Here is a 15,636-nt window from a genome sequence, read left to right on the forward strand (position 1 = left end):
AGGATGCAGGATCGTGGCCACCACCTCGGCGAGGACCCTGCGCCTGCTGTCGATGCTCGGTGCGGGACGGACGTGGTCGGGGCCGGAACTGTGCGACCGGCTGGGCGTCTCGCCACGGACCCTGCGCCGCGACGTCGAGGTGCTGCGCGAGATGGGGTACGCCGTCGACCCGGTCAAGGGCATCGGCGGCGGCTACCGGCTCGGCCCCGGCGGGGCGCTGCCGCCCGTCGTGCTGGATGAGGACCAGGTCGTCGCGGTCGTGGTGGCGCTGCAGACCGCGTCGACGGCGTTACGGGGGATCGAGGAGTCCGCGCAGCGCGCACTCGCCGCGCTGCGCCACGTCATGCCGCGCCGGCTGCGGACGGACGCCGACCTGCCGATCATCCCCGTCGTCAACCAGTGGGAGTTCCCGGCCGAGCCGATCGAGGCCGCGCTCGTGCGCGAGGTCGGGGCGGCGGTCCGCCGCCGGCAGGTGCTGCGCCTGGACGACGACGGGGACCCCCTGCGGGTCGAACCCCACCACCTCGTGGTCTGGGCCGCCCGCTGGTACCTGGTCGCCTTCGACCTGTGGGCCGCACGGTGGCGGGTCCTGCGGCTCGACCGGATCACGGTGCACCCCCCGACCGGGGCCGGGTTCGCCGAGCGACCCCTTCCCGACGGCGGGCCCGTCGAGTTCGTGCGCCACACCGCCGACCGCGGCGACCGGCCGGCGCCCTGGCCCTGCCTGGGCCACGTCGAGCTGGCGCTGCCCGCCGCGGTGGTCGCGGAGTTCGCGCCGGGAGGGGCCGTCGTCGAGGCGGTCTCGACGACGAGTTGCCGCCTCACGATGGGCGCGTGGTCCTGGAGCGGGCTCGCCGGGTTGTACCTGACCTTCGGAGCGGAGATGACCCACGTCGAGCCCGCGGAGCTGCGGGAGGCGTTCGGCGCGGCGCACGCACGTCTCGCGCGGGCCGTGGTCGTCGGGGGGTCGTCCTAGTGTGCGGGGCGTGGACGTGATGGCGGAGGTCGGGGCGGCGGTCGAGCAGGGGCGGGCGGGCGAGGCGGCCGAGGCACGGCGTCGGCTGACGCAGCTGTGGCACGACCCGGCGGCGCAGGCCGACCCGTTCCGCCGGTGCGCGCTGGCCCACTACGCCGCCGACCTCGAGGAGGACGTCCTCGACGAGATCCGTTGGGACCTCCGGGCGCTCGACGCGGCCGACGCGATCCCACCGGACCACGGGACCCCGGTCGACGTCGCGGCCATGTACCCGTCGTTGCACCTCAACCTGGGCGACGCCTACCTCCGGGCCCGGGATCTGCCGAGCGCCGTCCACCACCTCGAGCGTGCGCGGGCCGCGGTGGGCGCCCTTCCCGACGACGGGTACGGCCGCATGATCCGCGGTGGCATCGACGGCCTGGCGGAACGCGTCGCGGACGAGCACGCACGTCAGGGTCGTCGCTGGTGAACCGGTCGCTCGGTGAGGAGCCGGACCACACCGCGGTGGTGCACCCGGGATGACGCTTCCGCCGGTCCTGCTGCAACCTGAATTCCTCCCGCTGTGGCAGCACGTGTCGGCAACGCTCGACCGGCGTGGCCTGCACGATCGTGGCTGGGTGTCCCTGCCCGACGGACTCCCGCCGGCCGTCCGCGCCCGCCTCCGGGAACTGGTGCCCGGCCGCTCGACCCGCCGTCTGGACCTCGCCCAGCTCGACCGCGCGCTCGATCGCCACGGCGCCGACCTGCTCACCCTGCTCGTGGCCGCGGGCTGCTCGCCGACGGGCCGGCGCGAGGCACGCGATGCCGACCGCGATCGGCGGGCCCGGCGCGACGGCGCACTCGTGGACGCCGCGCGGGCGTCGCTCGGGGAGCAGCCGTGGGTGACGGCGTGGGTCGAGGTGGTCCGTCCGGGGCTCCCCGACGACGAGGCGGCCCGGGCCGCCGTCGACACGGTCGCCCGCGTGCTCGCCGTCGCCGGCGAGCCGGGACCGCGCAGCCGGGCCGAGGTCGCCGCGCAGGCGCTGGGCGACGCCCACGAGCTCGACCGCGGCACGCCCTCGCGCCGGCTGGTCGGCCAGGCGCTCGCGTGCCGATCGGGTCGGGACCGCTGGGACGACCCGGCCCTCTGGGAGGACGCCGGGCTGCCCGGGGACCTCGTCGCGACCCCGGTCCTCACCTGGGGGCTGCCGCTGCTGGGCGGCGGCCTCGCGGCCGCGACCCGGGCGGCCACCGGAGCCGGCGCACCGAGCTACCTGTCGACGCTGAACCTCCGGGACCTCGCCGTCGACGTCCCGCCCGGCACGGTCGTGCTCGGCGTGGAGAATCCCCGGCTGCTCGAGGCGGCCGTCCAGCGCGGACTGGACGTGCCGATGCTGTGCACCCTCGGCAACCCGACGACCGCGCCGCTGACGCTGATCCGGGCCCTGCTCGAGGCCGGCGCGGAGGTGCGCCACCACGGCGACTTCGACCCGGCCGGCGTCGCGATCACGGCCCGCCTGGCGCAGCTCGGCGTCGTCCCGTGGCACATGACCGCGGCCGACTACCGGCAGGCGCTGACCCCCGACCTGCGTCGCTTCACCGACCCGGTCCCGCCGACGCCGTGGGATCCGGAGCTGCAGCGCGCCATGACCGAGCACGGCCGTGCCGTGGACGAGGAGCGGGTGATGGACGAGCTGCTGGCGAGCATCGACGGGTGACCGGGACCGGTCGTCGTGCCACGCTCACCGGATGGGGGATGCGCAGGCGGCGATGGCCTTCTACCAGCTGCTCGCCTCGGTCAGCTTCACGCTGCTCGGGCTGTGGTTCACGGCGCTCAACCTCGCGCACGCCGACTGGCGGCACCCGGGTCGACATCGCGAACGGCTCCACGTGGCGCTGCTGTTCCTGCTGCCCGGAACCCTCGGTCTGACCTCGGTGCTCGCCGGCTCCAACCCGATCGCGTGGCGGGTGGTGTTCGTCCTCGGGGGCGTCATCGGGCTGGGGGAGTCGCTGGTCTTCCTGATCCGGCGCCGCGGGCTCCCCGGCGCCGGTGAACGGGTGCTCGCCGTCCTCGCCCCGGTGCTGTACGCCCTGGTGGTGGCGACGGCGTTCGTGCCCACCCCGGTGGCGGGACTCGTGCCCCTGCAGATCGAGGGGTTCGTGGTCGCGGCCGTGTTCCTCGTCGGTCTGACGCACGTGTGGCGCGCCTTCGCCGAACGTCCGGCGCCGGCCACCTGACCGTCCGCTCCGTCCGGCGGTGGGCGCCCACGGCCCGCCTAATCGACTGAGGGGGCCCTCCGCTCGACGGGTGGCGGCGCGGGGCGGGCCGGGACGCCCGTCGGCTCGCCGAGCATCTCCCGGGCCACCAACGTCGCCGCGGCCGCACCGATCGGCACCGCGACGATGCCGACCAGCGGGATCAGGCAGAGCAGGTAGGTCGGCACCCCGACCGCCCAGCCGAGCACCCGACGGGACCGCACGACCCGTCGTCGGGACCCGAACCCGACGCCCCGCCGCTCCAGGGCGGGCGCCGTCAGCTCCAGGACGAGCAGGCGTCCCCCGACCAGCGCCGCGACCACCGGCACGACCGTCTGCCCCACGACCGGCAGGAACCCGGCGGCGAACAGCGGGATCGCCACCAGCACCGACATCCCCACCAGCAGCAGCCCGTCGCGCGCGCCGCGGGCCAGAGCCACCGCCCACGACCGCTCCGGCCCGGCCGGCACCCCGCCCACCGTGTCGTCCACGATCTCGGAGAGCTTCTCGTAGAACGGTCCGCCGATCGCGAGGGTCACGGCGACGAACGTCAGCACCGCGACCAGCGCCACCGCCGCGAGCACCGCGATCCCGACGACGACCTCGGTCGCCTCCCGCGCAGTGGGGGACCACGCGTCCGCGAACCCCGTGAGCACGCCGACGAGGTCGCCGAGGTACCGGACGAGCACGACCAGGGCGACGGCGTAGAGCAGCGCCGTCACCACCGCGGGCAGGGCCCCGAGCCGCAGCAGCCGCGGCGAGCGCAGCACCATCCCGGCCGCCCGCAGGTAGAGGCGGACACCGAGCGCGAGGTCGGACACGTCCCGGATCGTCCCACCCGCGCAACTCGGGTGACGGGCGGCGCGGGCGCGTGCTTGCCTGGTGGGCGTGGAGGTCGAGTTCACCAGGCGGGCCGACGGCGGATCGGTCGCCGAGATCGCCCGCGTCGACGGGGTCCGCCTGCGCATGCGCTCCTACGACGTGACCAACCAGGTCCCGCACGACGCCATCCACCTGATCGGCGAACGCGCGCTCGGCATGTCCGACGGCCTCTTCGGCTCGATCGCCGCCGGGGCGGTGTTCGAGTCCATGGAGGTGGTCGGGGGGAGGCAGCGGCACGACCGCCGGCAGCGCTCCGAGGAGATCCGCCGTCGGCACGCGGGGTCGCTGCGCCTCGCGGAGACGCTGGTGGGCGCGCTGCAGGGCAGCCTGGACGCCGACGCGGCAGGGGCGAAGGACCGGCTCGACGCCGCCTGGGGGATCACGCGCACCGGCGCGAGCCCGTTCTCCGCCGAGCAGGCCGACCGTGCGGTCCGGGAACTGCGCCGGCTGCGCACCGAGTGGGCCGGGCTCGCCGTGGGCGGTCCGGGTGTCCGCTACACGTGGCCGGAACCCGCAGGGCGACGCCGGCCCCGGGGGTCGAACTAGCCTCGACGGTCATGCGGATCGCGTCGCTGCTGCCGGCCACCACCGAGATCGTGGGCGCCCTCGGCCGCGCCGACGACCTCGTCGCGATCACCTTCGAGTGCGACCACCCGCCGGGCCTGACCGCGCCCGTCGTCGTCCGGTCGGCACTCGCCGGCGACCTGACCCCGGGCGAGATCGACCGCACCGTGCGGGAGCGGGCCGCGGCCGGGCTGCCGATGTACGACCTCGACCGCGAGGCGCTCCGCGCGGCCGCCCCGGACGTCGTCCTCACCCAGGACCTCTGCGGGGTCTGCGCCCTGCCCGGCCACACCGTCACCGAGGTGCTGGCCGAGATCGGCCTGCCCGACGTCGCGGTCCACTCCTTCGACCCGCACACCTTCGACGAGGTCCTCGGCGGGATCGCCGACCTCGCCGCGGCGATCGACGCCGACGCGGGCCCGCTGCTGTCCGACCTGCGTCGACGCCTCGCCGCCGTCGAGACCGCGCTCGTCGACGGCCGCGTCCGCGCACCCTCGTGCTGGAGTGGACCGACCCGCCGTTCCTCCCCGGCCACTGGGTCCCCGAGCTCGTCCGCCGCGCCGGGGCCGTCCCGACGGCCGGTGCGGACGGCGGGCGGAGCCGCGCGGTGGCGTGGGAGGACCTGGACGTCCCGGACGCGGTGATCGTCACCCCGTGCGGCTACGACCTCGACGGGGCGGTGGCGCAGGCCGGCCCGATCGTCGAGCGCTACCCGGAGGTGCCGGTGATCGCGATCGACTCGGCGTCCTACGTGGTGCGGGCCGGCCCGCGTCTGGTGGACGGGGTCGAGGCGCTCGCGCGCGCCCTGCACCCGGCGTGCTTCGCCGACGGGCCGTCCGACCACGCCGTGCTCACGTGCCGAGCACCCGCGGCCCCGGGCCCGCCTCCCCGAGCCGGTCGCCCGGGTTGACCATCTGACAGCGGTCGATGGACAGGCAGCCGCAGCCGATGCACCCGCTGAAGTCGTCCCGGAGCTGGGTCAGGCGCCGGATGCGCTCGTCGAGCTCGGCCCGCCACGACGCGGAGAGCCTCTCCCAGTCCGCGCGGGTCGGGGTCCGGCCGTCCGGGAGCGCCTCCAGCGCCTCGCGCACCTGCGCCAGGGGCACGCCCACGCGCTGGGCGATCCGGATGAACGCGATCCGGCGCAGCACGTCCCGCCGGAAGCGGCGCTGGTTGCCCGCGGTCCGGCGGCTGGAGATGAGCCCCTCGCGCTCGTAGAAGTGCAGCGCCGAGACGGCCACCCCGCTGCGCGCCGCGACCTCCCCGACGGACAGCTCGCCGGCGCCTGGCGTCATGATCCGACGGTGGACCTCGAGAATGGTCCAGGTCAAGGGGGACGCGTCACCACGCGTCGCGCACCGGGTTCCGGCCGGGAGGGCGGACGCACCACACGCCCGCCCTCCCGGACCGGTCGGACGGGGGAACGGACCCCCCGGTCCCGACCCCGTCCGATCCGCCGTCGCCGGCGGAGGTCCCCCGCGGGCGGCGTGCCGCCCACACGGGTCCCAACGGCCGGGCCGCCCGCGGAGCACGGCTGCGCGCCACGAACCCCCTCGAACGGATGAGTCGAGTCGTACGGCAGACGTGTCGCGCGTCGGTCGGCGCGGGATCAGCCCCGTCCCGCGAGCACCCGCACGGTCGCGACGGCGGCCTCCTCGGTGGTGACCCCCTCCGCCTCGGCCCAGTGCGAGGCGGGGCGCTCACCGCCGAGGGCGGCACCGAGCCCCGGTCCGGGCGTCGGGTCGAGTCCGGCGAGCACGGTGTCGCACGCGGCGAGGATCTCGGGTCGACGGCGGGCCAGGTGCTCGGCGAGCAGGTGGCGCAGCTCGGTGAGGGCCTCCTCGCGACCGTCGGCGAGGTCGGCCCCGGCGCGGCGCAGGAGGCGCTCGAGGGTCTCGGCCGGGAGGCCCCGGCCCAGGTCGGCGTCGGCGGGCCGCGACGTCACGCCGCGACGCCGGTCCCGCTGGCGTTGCTTGGCGGCCCGACGCTCCCGGTTCGACAGACCCATGGCGACGATGGTGGCACCTACTCCCGCAGCGCCTCCCGGCCCACCCGCAGGCTCGCGGCGTCGGCGGCGTCCCGGCCCGCCCGCCACCCGGCGGCGTTGCCGACCGAGAAGCGCTTGGTGGTCAGGCGCGGGAACAGCTCGGACACCGTGCGCTCCACCACCTCCCCGCGCGCGGCCAGCACCGGCAACAGGGCGTCGCCGCTCTCCGCCCGCGCCGCCGCCTCGGCGGCCGCGCCGGCCTCGCGCAGGCGCTCGCCGATCCGCGTCGCGTAGGAGAGCAGGAAGGCGTGCCGGAACGAGCGGGTACGCGAGCCCGGGCCGGCGCCCGCCATCGCCCGGCCGGCCTGCACGAGCAGGGAGGTGGTGAGCAGCTCGACGGTGTCCAGGTCGGTCGGGTGCCCGACCACGGTGACCAGGTCCAGCGCGGTCAGGCCGACCGCGCGGCACCGGTTCGCGACGGCGACCTGGTGGACCAGGCTCGACTTGGCCGAGACGTAGGGCGCGTCGAGCCAGAGCCGCCGCACGCCCGCCGTCGGGACCGAGGGGGAGTCCGCCCCGACGACGGCCGCGGCCAGGGCGTGCCGGGCCATCAGCTCCTGCGCCTTGGCCGAGAGCGCCTCCGCCTCCTCGGCGAACGTGGTCGACTCCGCCTTCGCGAGCAGGCCGCGCACCCGCGCGAGCACCCGGGGGTCGATGCCGGTGGCGTCCGGCTCCTCGGCGGGCACGGCCGGCAGTGCGGGCAGGACGAGCAGGGTCCCGACGAGGCGCACGACGGCCGCGCTCGCCTCGGCTCCGGTCAGTCCGCGCACCGCCCACGCGGACAGCATCGGTGCCGCGTCGTCCCACCAGACCCGCGCCTCGACCCCTGCGGTCGACCAGGTGGCCGGCCGGCGCACGGCGTCGGCCGCGACCAGGTCCTCGGCCAGCGGCACCGTCGCGGACCCCAGCCGCCGCCGGACGACCTCGACCACGTCGTGCGGGGTCCAGCCCCGGTCCCACAGCGGGTCGATCGCGTCGAGGAGGGCACGGTCGGCCCCCGGTCCGAGGGCGGCCGGCGGCACCCGCTCCGCGAGCAGCGCCACCGCCCGGGTCACGGCGTCGGGCGCCACCCCGCCCCGGGCGAGCTCGGTGATCAGCGAGGCCGCCACGGCGACCTGGTCTCGGGACATCAGGGCTCCGATCATCGTCGTCACCCCCTTGGAGGGGACGGCGGCCCCCGCGGTTCCCGCGGATGATGAACTTGGGCCGAACCGCAGCGCCCACTGCGCCGTTGAGCCCCCGGGAGGTGGAGCAGGAGTGACGGCCATGGCGGAGCGGGGTCCCTCGCCAGACACGGGGGACGACGGACCCCGACCGGGTGGGTCGAGCCCCGCCGCGGAGCTGGCGGCTCCCACCACCGCGGTGCGTCCCGGACCCCCGCCGCCCCCGCATCGGACGGTCGCCGACCGCCTGCGCGCGGAGCCGGGCGGCCTCGTCGTCACCGGCCTCGACGACGAGCACCGCACCGCCCTCGTCGACGGGCTGCGCACCGCCGGGCACCGGCCGCTCGTGCTCGCCCCGACCCCCGCGGCGGCGCGGGCCTGGCGCGAGCGCCTCGGGGAGGCCCCGCTGCACTCCCACCGGGTCGCCGCGGGCGTGGTCGGGACCCTCGACGAGATCGCCGAGCAGCTCGCCGCCACAGCTCAGGACGCGTGGCTGACCGACCTGCTCGGGCCCGACGACCCCCTGGATCCGCCCACCGCGACCGGTCCGACGCCGCCCCTCGAGGCCCGCGAGCTCGCCACGCTGCGCCGGCTCCTGCTCGCCGAGCACGGCTCGCGCGCCCTCGACCCGGCGCGCCGCCGGCAGGTCCTGCCGCCGCCCGCCGAGCTGCCGCCCGAGCAGCACGTCGAGCAGCTCGCCGCGGAACTCCTCGACGTGGCCGGGCCGGCCGGCTCGCCCGCCCGCGAGGCCGCCCGCCCGCTCCTCGCCGCGCTCGCCGGGCTGCCCCCGGACTCCGCGGCCGCCCTCGGGCCGACCCTGGGCCGCATCGACGAGACCGTCCTCGCCCTCGGGCGCGGCGGTGAGGACGCCGCGTGGGCGCGGGCCACCGTCGACGCGGTCCTCGGCGGCCGGGCGGCCCCGGCCTGGGCCCGTGCGGTGGCCGCGCTCGCCACGGTGGACGACGTCGCCGACCACGACCGGCGCAGCGGCTCGGCCCAGGTGCGCGTCACCGACGACGCCCTCGACCTCGACGCCGCGGCCGACACCGTGGAGCGCTTCGCGGCCTTCCTGACGGCGGGTGGCTCGCTGCGGCGGATGTTCAAGTCCGAGGAGCAGCGGGCGGTGGAGTCCGTGCTGCCCGCGCTCGCGGTGAACCGGGTCGACCCGATGACCGCCGAGGGCGCCGACGCCGTGGCCCACCACCTGCGGCTCCGCTCGATCGAGGCGACGGTCGGTGCGGCGCTGGCGCCGCTCGGGCGGGTCGTGCGGCCCGCCGAGGCGCGGGCGCTGCTGGTGCACCGGCTCCTGTCGGTGCGCGAGGTCGTCCGCCGGGTCGGGGACGTCCTCGACGCCGTCGGCCGGCTGCGCGGTCTGCTGGTGGGCCTGCCCGCCGACGTCCGTCCCCCGACGGACACGCTGCCCGCGGTCGGGCGCGTCGTCGCGACCGGCCGGCGGATGACGTCCCGGCCCTCCGCCGACCTCGCCCGTCGGGAGCTCGGCGAGGTGCTCGTCCGCCTCGGCGACGGGGCGCTCCCCGCCGAGCAGGCCCCGGAGCTGCGGGTCACGATCGCCGCGTTGCGACGCCTGGACACCGCCGGCTACGCCGAGGCGGTCGAGGCCGTGGACGCCGCCCGCGTCGAGCAACGGGACCTGCGCCGCTCCGACGCGCTGGCCGCCCGGCTCGCGGAGTGGCCCGCCCTGCTCGAGGCGCTCGACCGGGACACCTCCGACGAGACCTGGGTGCCGCGCGAGGAGCGCTGGTCGCAGGCGTGGTCGTACCGCCGGGCCGCCGCGTGGCTCGCGCACCAGGACCGGGCCGGGTCGGCGGTCACCGTGCCGGCGCTGCTGGCCACCGTCGAGGGGCACGACCTGCTCGTCGTCGGCCCCCTGCGCGACGAGGTGCCGGCCGGGATCGAGGTCCCCGAGCGGGTCGCCGACCTGGCGGGCTTCCCCGACGACGGACGCCGCCTGTTGGTCCTGCCGGTCGTCTGAGCGGCGCCTACGCCCAGCCGTCGGGGTCCAGCCCGGCCGTGCGGGCGAGCCGCCGGTGGTGCCCGGTCCGGCGCGCGAGGCGGGCGAGCCCGCCGAACACGGCCCGCTGGACGGCGGGCGGGATCCCGACGACGTAGCCGTCCTGGAGGTCCCAGAGCAGCCCCAGGGCCAGTGGGTCCCACGGGATCCCGCCGGGTCCGAGCCGCCCCGCGCGGTCGAGCGCGTCCCGTGAGTCCACGCCGACCTCCTACGACGCAGCGTAGGAGACCAGCTCGTCGTCGGGAAGGGCGTACTTCTCGCGGAGGAAGCGCTCGGTGTAGAGGTGCTCGGCGGTCTCCAGGACCCGCGCGACCTGGCGGCCCGACAGCCACACGCCCAGGCCGATCCCGATCGCCGGCAGGGGCTTCACGACGACCGGTGGGGCCGGGGCGAGCCCGGCCGCCAGCACGGCGAGGGCGAACTCGCGCTCGGAGGGTTCGGCGGTGTCGTAGCCGTAGTGCGCGGCGACGCGGGCGACCGCGCGGGCGCAGGTCGCGGCGGTGAGCACGCTGTCCAGCGCGAGGGCCGCGAGCCCCGCGGTCAGTCCGATCGCGGCGCTCGAGGCCCCGGCGGCCGCCCCCGCGGCCGCGCCGGTGAGCCCACCGCGCAGCCCGGCCGCGGCGACGTGCACCCGCTCCAGGGACCCGCGGGCGGCGCGGAGCACGTCGACGTCGAGGTGGCGGAGGTCGTCCAGCGCGACGACCTCGTGACCGGCGGCGGCCAGGACGGCGACGACGCGGTCCGCCCGACCCGCCGTCCACCAGCCGAGGGCGAGGCCGGCGTCGCGCAGCGGGTCGCCGACCACCCCGAACACGCTCGTCTCGACGACCTGGTCGACCAGCCCGGCACCCGGGAGGTGCCGCAGCCCGGTGACGACCCAGGACCCGAGCCGACCCCACCAGCCGGGTCCCCGATCGGCCGTGGCCCGCCAGCGCTCGACGGCCTCCCACGCGCGCGCGTCGCCGTCGGACATGCAGCCGGAGAGTGCCGCCGCGGTCATCTACGCGACGGTAGGGACACCGGTGGGCGACGTCGTGGAGATCACATGGACGGCGGGTGAATCAGCGGTATCGGTCGGGCGGAGTCGTCCGCGACCCACTCCGGGGGATCGTCGGTGAACGGGACGTCGTACTTCTCGTACAGGAACCGTTCGCGGTAGAGGTGCTCGGCCGCGTCGACGACCCGGGCCAGCAGTCGCGCGGACAGCACGGCGCCGATCCCGATCCCCGCGAACGGGACGAGTTGGGCGAGCTCGCGCTGACCGATCTGCGAGAGCAGCCGCTGGTGCACCGCGGTGGCGAGGCGCCGGAGCTGGCGCTGGCGCCGCTTCTTCTTGCCACCCTCGGCGACCTGCGTGATCAGCGACGAGACCTCCTCGTACGCCTCCGGAGCGTCGGCGTCGCTCGACAGCCCGACCGCGAGGATCGCGAGCGCCAGGATCTGCTCGGAGCGCCTGGTGACGTCGTAGCCGTAGTAGGCGCCGACGTGCGCGACCGCGCGGGTGCACGCGCCGACGGTGAGCAGCGCGTCGGCCGTGAGCGACGACGCGATCACCGCGACGCCGGGCAGCCCGCCGATCCCGAGCAGCGACGACCCGCCCGTGGCCGCCGTGGCGCCCGAGGTCATGAGCAGCGAGGTCGTCCCGCCCTGCACGGCCGCGAACACCGGGTAGGCGAGGTCGAGCCGCGGCATCGCGGCCTGGACGTCGGTGACCTCGAGGCGGCGGATGTCCTTGAAGTCGCGGACGTCGTGGCCGAGGTCGCGGAAGCGGGCGAACACGGCGTCGCGGCGCAGCGTGGCCGCCCCGGCGCCCGCTCCGGCCGCCGCGATCTGGTGCAGGACGTCGTGCACCCCGTCGTCGACCTGCTGGATGCCCGGCACCCGCCGCAGGAGGGACTGCAGGCCGGCCCGCACCTCACCGACGGAGTCGCGCAGCGGGGAGAGCAGCGGGTTCGAGGACTGGACCCGTTCCTTCCACTGCTCGACCTCGCGCCACTGGTCGGCGTCGGTGCTGACCGGGGCCTCGGTCGTTTCGGCCGTCACACCGGGCAACGTACCCACTCACGGCCGTCGCGCCGCACGATCACGTCCACCGCGGCCCGCGTGCCCTGTCTCGCCTCGAGGTCCCGCTCCTGGCGTTCGAAGGCGGCGCGGTGCGGCGCGTAGTCCGCCCAGTCGCCGCGGGCGTGCAGCCGGGCCTCCCGCTCGGCGGGCGTGGCGTCCACCCAGACCGAGAGCGCCGCGACGTCGCGCAGCGGGCGGGCGGCGGCGCCGACCCCCTCGAGGACGAGCGGACCGGGCACGACCCGCCGTCGGGACGGGGCGATCTCGTCGCGGCGCCAGTCCCACACCGCGACGACGGGCACCTCGCCCCGCAGCAGCGGGGCCACGAGCTGCTCGAACGCCCGTCGCGGCCCGGCCGCGAGCCCGTCCCACCCGAGGTAGAACTCCTCGATCGACTGGACCGTCACCGCGGGGTCGGCACGGCGCAACTCGTCGGCCAGGGTCGTCTTCCCGGCCCCGGAGAACCCGTCGACCAGGACGACGGGCCGGTCGGCGCGGGCGCGGGCGAGCGCCAGCAGGTCGGCGGCGGTGATCACCTCGATGCCCGCAGGGTAATCGGTGGGGACCGCGCGGCTCTGCCACGATCACGTCCATGACCACCGTGACGACGGCGGGTCTCTCCGCCGCCGAGGCGGCGCGGCGTGCCCGGGACGGGCGGGCCAACACGCCGGTCCGCGGCTCGAGCCGCACCACCGCGACGATCCTGCGGACGACCGTCTTCTCCTTCTACAACAACGTCCTGTTCGTCATCGGCATCGCGCTGCTCGCGCTCGGCCGGTACTCGGACGCGCTGGTCAGCGTCGGACTCGGCATCATCAACGCCGCGCTGGCCGCGGTGCAGGAGCTGCGGGCCCGCCGGGCCCTGGACCGCCTCCAGCTCCTCGCCCGGGAGCCGGTGACGGTGCTGCGCGGCGACGTCGAGGTCGACCTCTCCCCGGCGGAGGTGGTGGAGGGGGACCTGCTGCGCGTGCGCGGCGGGACCCAGGTGGTGGTCGACGGGCCCCTGGTCGAGGGGGCCGTCGAGGCCGACGAGGCGCTGCTGACCGGGGAGTCGGACCCGGTGCCGAAGCCCGTGGGGGCGACGCTGCTGTCGGGGAGCGCGATCTCCTCGGGGGAGGGGTGGCAGCGGGCGGAGGCGGTGGGTCCGGCGAGCCACGCGGGGCGGCTCACGCTGGCCGCGCGGGCGGACACGACCGACGTCACGCCGCTGCAGTGGCGCATCGACCTCGTCGTGCGGCTGGTCATCCTGCTCGTGGTGCTGATGAGCGGCGCGATCCTCGCGCAGGCGCTGCTCGACGGCTCGACCGTGCTGCGCTTCGTGCAGACCTCTGCCGTGCTCTCCGGGCTGGTGCCCTACGGGCTGTTCTTCCTCATCGCCGTCGCCTACGCGGTGGGCGGCGCGCGCATCGCCGGCCGGGGGGCGTTGGTCCAGCAGACCAACGCGGTCGAGGCGATCAGCCGCGTCGACGTCGTCTGCACCGACAAGACCGGCACGCTGACGAGCGGGAACCTGGGCCTGGTGGAGGTCGTCGCGATCTCCGACTCGCCGGTGCGCGAGCTGCTCGGCACCCTCGCGCGGTCGGTGCGGAGCACGAACGCCACCACGGCCGCGCTGACGGGCCTCCCCGGCCGGCCGGTGGAACCGGTCGACGAGGTCGAGTTCCGGTCCGCGCTGCGCTGGAGCGGCCTCGGGCTGCCCGTCGAGGCCGCGCCCTCCGCGTCCGCCCGGCGCACCCTGGTCCTGGGCGCGCCCTCGGTGGTGGTCGACCGGCTCGCCGACGACGAGGTCACCGTCGATCTGGTCCGGCGCGAGTCGCGGGCGCGGGCCGAGCGGGGGTTCCGGGTGCTGGTGCTGGCCTCGTCGTCGGGACCCCTCCGGGACGCCGGGGGCCGGCCGCAGCTGCCCCGGCTGCGCGCCGAGGGCCTCGTCGTGCTGGGTGACGAGCTGCGGCCGGGCGTGGAGGAGACGCTCGCCGGGCTCGCCGCGGACGGGGTCGCGGTGAAGGTCATCTCCGGTGACGACCCGGTCACCGTGGCCGCGCTGGCCCGCCGCGCCGGACTGGTCGGTGCGGCCCTCGGGGGCGCCGAGCTGGCCGAGCTGACCGGGGAGGCCTTCGACGACGCCGTCGACGCCACCACCGTGTTCGGCCGGGTCGCGCCGGAGCAGAAGGAGGAGATCGTCGCCGCCCTGCGCCGCCGCGGCCACCACGTCGCGATGGTCGGCGACGGGGTGAACGACGCCCGGGCGCTCAAGCGCGCGCACGTCGGCGTCGCGATGCGCTCGGGCAGCTCGGTGACCCGCGACGTCGCCGACATCGTGCTGCTCGACGACTCGTTCGCGACGCTGCCGCCCGCCCGGACCGAGGGCCGGCGCATCGTCGCCGGCGTCGGCTCGTCGATGTACCTGTTCCTGGCCAGGGTGGTTACCCAGATGCTGGTCATCCTCACGGTGACCCTGCTCGGGCTGGGCTTCCCCTACACCCCGACCCAGGTGGGCCTGACGCTGTTCACCGTCGGGCTCCCGACCTTCTTCCTGACGATGTGGGCGCGCCCGGCCCCGCCGTCGGAGGACCTGCTCGTCTCGCTCGCCCGCTTCGTGCTGCCGGTCGGCGTCCTGACGGCGGGCTTCGCGACCGCGGTCTACGCCTACCTGTTCCGCCTGGTCTCCGACGGCCTGTCCGACGGCGGGTCCCGGGGGGTGGCGATGTGGGAGCAGTACACCGGGCTGGCCGCCGACGACCCGGACTTCGTCACCGCCGCGGCGACGCTCGGCGGGCAGAGCGGGCTCTCGGTGTTCGTCTCGACGACGGCGATCGTGCTGATCCTGCTGCTCGAACCGCCGCACCGGGTCTTCACCGCGTGGCGGCCGGTGTCGGAGGACCGGCGGCCGACCTGGCTCGCGCTCGGTCTGTTCGTGGCCTTCGTCGTCGTGCTCGTAGTCCCGGCGACGCGCAGCTACTTCGGCCTGACCGCGCCGGATCCGCCCGTCGTCTACGTGAGCCTCGTGGCGCTCGTCGCCTGGTTCGTGGTGCTCACGCTCGCCCTGCGCTACCGCCTGCTCGAGCGGGCGATCGGGCTGACGCCGCCCGGCCGGGAACGGGCCGGGACGCGGACCCACCACGCGGGGTGAGCGCTCAGAAGACGGTGACCCCGTCGCCGATGCGCAGGTGGTCGAAGAACGCCGTCGCGTCGGCCGCGGAGAGGTGGATGCAGCCGTTCGACGACGTCGTCAGGCTGCCCTCGTGGAAGGCGATCCCGCCCGGCGCGAAGTAGACGGCGTGGTTCATCGGCTCGTCGAACTCCGAGCTGTATCCGTCCGCGTCCTTGCGGAGCACGTGGAAGGCGCCGGTCGGGGTGGCCGAGGAGGTCGGCCCCGGCGGCCGCTTGAAGGTGTCCGCGCCCGGCAGCATCGGCACCGGTCCGAGGACCACCTGCCCGTCGCGCTGCAGCCACGCCGTGCGGGCGGCGAGGTCGACGCACGCGCCGGCCGTGGCTCCGCACCGCGCCGCCTCGGCGGGGGTGACGACGTCGGGTGCCGGCCGGGGCTCCTGCGCGACCGCGGGTGCGACGGGTGCTGCGGGCACGGCCGTCACCGCCGCGGCGGCCGGCGCGACGGCGGTGTGCGTGGTGGCGACCAGGGCGATCACCGTGCCCATCGCGAGCAGCACGCCGA

General features: G+C 76.5%; 18 protein-coding genes. 9 read left to right on the forward strand and 9 right to left on the reverse strand.

Features of this window, described 5'->3' with window-relative positions; genetic code table 11:
* Positions 1-13 precede the first annotated feature (13 nt).
* The 4 genes from QRT03_RS03235 (at position 14) to QRT03_RS03250 (ending at position 3,193) form a co-directional block, all read left to right on the forward strand.
* On the forward strand, positions 14-976 hold the full coding sequence (locus QRT03_RS03235; protein ID WP_286051040.1) for a helix-turn-helix transcriptional regulator: 963 nt from the start codon (positions 14-16) through the stop codon (positions 974-976).
* 10 nt (positions 977-986) lie between these two features.
* A complete protein-coding gene (locus QRT03_RS03240; protein WP_286051041.1) occupies positions 987-1,445 on the forward strand; it encodes a hypothetical protein in 459 nt (152 codons plus the stop codon).
* A 148-nt stretch (positions 1,446-1,593) separates the two neighbouring features.
* Positions 1,594-2,673, forward strand: a complete 1,080-nt coding sequence (locus QRT03_RS03245) for a DUF2399 domain-containing protein (protein ID WP_286051042.1) — start codon at positions 1,594-1,596, stop codon at positions 2,671-2,673.
* Positions 2,674-2,704: 31 nt separating this feature from the next.
* Complete coding sequence (locus QRT03_RS03250) at positions 2,705-3,193, forward strand: hypothetical protein (RefSeq protein WP_286051043.1); 489 nt, start codon at positions 2,705-2,707, stop codon at positions 3,191-3,193.
* Positions 3,194-3,231: 38 nt separating this feature from the next.
* On the opposite strand, the gene QRT03_RS03255 is transcribed toward QRT03_RS03250, so the two are convergent.
* A complete protein-coding gene (locus QRT03_RS03255) occupies positions 3,232-4,032 on the reverse strand; it encodes an EI24 domain-containing protein (RefSeq protein ID WP_286051044.1) in 801 nt (266 codons plus the stop codon).
* Between the two features lie 67 nt (positions 4,033-4,099).
* Between QRT03_RS03255 and QRT03_RS03260 the strand changes: the two genes are divergently transcribed.
* Genes QRT03_RS03260 through QRT03_RS03270 form a run of 3 tightly spaced genes read left to right on the forward strand, consistent with a single transcriptional unit; the run spans position 4,100 to position 5,567 of the window.
* Positions 4,100-4,639: a hypothetical protein gene (locus QRT03_RS03260; RefSeq protein ID WP_286051045.1), complete on the forward strand. Its 540-nt coding sequence runs from the start codon at positions 4,100-4,102 to the stop codon at positions 4,637-4,639.
* A gap of 11 nt (positions 4,640-4,650) precedes the next feature.
* Complete coding sequence (locus tag QRT03_RS03265; protein WP_286051046.1) at positions 4,651-5,301, forward strand: TroA family protein; 651 nt, start codon at positions 4,651-4,653, stop codon at positions 5,299-5,301.
* Positions 5,265-5,567: a substrate-binding domain-containing protein gene (locus tag QRT03_RS03270; protein ID WP_286051047.1), complete on the forward strand. Its 303-nt coding sequence runs from the start codon at positions 5,265-5,267 to the stop codon at positions 5,565-5,567. Before QRT03_RS03265 ends, QRT03_RS03270 begins: the two co-directional genes overlap by 37 nt.
* On the opposite strand, the gene soxR is transcribed toward QRT03_RS03270, so the two are convergent.
* From soxR to QRT03_RS03285, 3 genes are all read right to left on the reverse strand, one after another.
* A complete protein-coding gene (gene soxR / locus QRT03_RS03275) occupies positions 5,509-5,952 on the reverse strand; it encodes a redox-sensitive transcriptional activator SoxR (protein WP_286051049.1) in 444 nt (147 codons plus the stop codon). The genes QRT03_RS03270 and soxR overlap by 59 nt on opposite strands.
* 314 nt (positions 5,953-6,266) lie before the next feature.
* Positions 6,267-6,665: a hypothetical protein gene (locus QRT03_RS03280; RefSeq protein ID WP_286051050.1), complete on the reverse strand. Its 399-nt coding sequence runs from the start codon at positions 6,663-6,665 to the stop codon at positions 6,267-6,269.
* Positions 6,666-6,682: 17 nt separating this feature from the next.
* Positions 6,683-7,849: a DUF2786 domain-containing protein gene (locus QRT03_RS03285; RefSeq protein ID WP_286051051.1), complete on the reverse strand. Its 1,167-nt coding sequence runs from the start codon at positions 7,847-7,849 to the stop codon at positions 6,683-6,685.
* Between the two features lie 121 nt (positions 7,850-7,970).
* On the opposite strand from QRT03_RS03285, the gene QRT03_RS03290 reads away from it, so the two are divergent.
* Positions 7,971-9,860 carry a hypothetical protein gene (locus tag QRT03_RS03290; RefSeq protein ID WP_286051052.1) on the forward strand — a complete coding sequence of 630 codons (1,890 nt, stop codon included), beginning with the start codon at positions 7,971-7,973 and terminating at the stop codon, positions 9,858-9,860.
* A 7-nt stretch (positions 9,861-9,867) separates the two neighbouring features.
* On the opposite strand, the gene QRT03_RS03295 is transcribed toward QRT03_RS03290, so the two are convergent.
* From QRT03_RS03295 to QRT03_RS03310, 4 genes are read right to left on the reverse strand one after another with little or no spacing between them, the layout of a single operon-like run.
* Positions 9,868-10,098, reverse strand: a complete 231-nt coding sequence (locus tag QRT03_RS03295; RefSeq protein ID WP_286051054.1) for a hypothetical protein — start codon at positions 10,096-10,098, stop codon at positions 9,868-9,870.
* Between the two features lie 9 nt (positions 10,099-10,107).
* A complete protein-coding gene (locus QRT03_RS03300) occupies positions 10,108-10,899 on the reverse strand; it encodes a hypothetical protein (RefSeq protein WP_286051056.1) in 792 nt (263 codons plus the stop codon).
* A 41-nt stretch (positions 10,900-10,940) separates the two neighbouring features.
* On the reverse strand, positions 10,941-11,942 hold the full coding sequence (locus tag QRT03_RS03305; RefSeq protein ID WP_286051057.1) for an EcsC family protein: 1,002 nt from the start codon (positions 11,940-11,942) through the stop codon (positions 10,941-10,943).
* Positions 11,939-12,499: a uridine kinase family protein gene (locus QRT03_RS03310; protein ID WP_286051058.1), complete on the reverse strand. Its 561-nt coding sequence runs from the start codon at positions 12,497-12,499 to the stop codon at positions 11,939-11,941. The genes QRT03_RS03305 and QRT03_RS03310 overlap by 4 nt, the downstream gene beginning before the upstream one ends.
* A 56-nt stretch (positions 12,500-12,555) precedes the next feature.
* Here QRT03_RS03310 and QRT03_RS03315 point away from each other — a divergent pair, with 56 nt between their 5' ends.
* The gene (locus tag QRT03_RS03315; RefSeq protein ID WP_286051059.1) at positions 12,556-15,093 is read left to right on the forward strand and encodes an HAD-IC family P-type ATPase; all 2,538 of its coding nucleotides are present in this window, start codon (positions 12,556-12,558) and stop codon (positions 15,091-15,093) included.
* Between the two features lie 4 nt (positions 15,094-15,097).
* Here the strand turns inward: QRT03_RS03315 and QRT03_RS03320 are convergent, their stop codons facing one another.
* Positions 15,098-15,619: a L,D-transpeptidase gene (locus tag QRT03_RS03320; protein WP_286051060.1), complete on the reverse strand. Its 522-nt coding sequence runs from the start codon at positions 15,617-15,619 to the stop codon at positions 15,098-15,100.
* Between the last annotated feature and the right edge of the window lie 17 nt (positions 15,620-15,636).

It is taken from the genome of Actinomycetospora termitidis, from assembly GCF_030286555.1.
Lineage (GTDB): Bacteria > Actinomycetota > Actinomycetes > Mycobacteriales > Pseudonocardiaceae > Actinomycetospora > Actinomycetospora termitidis.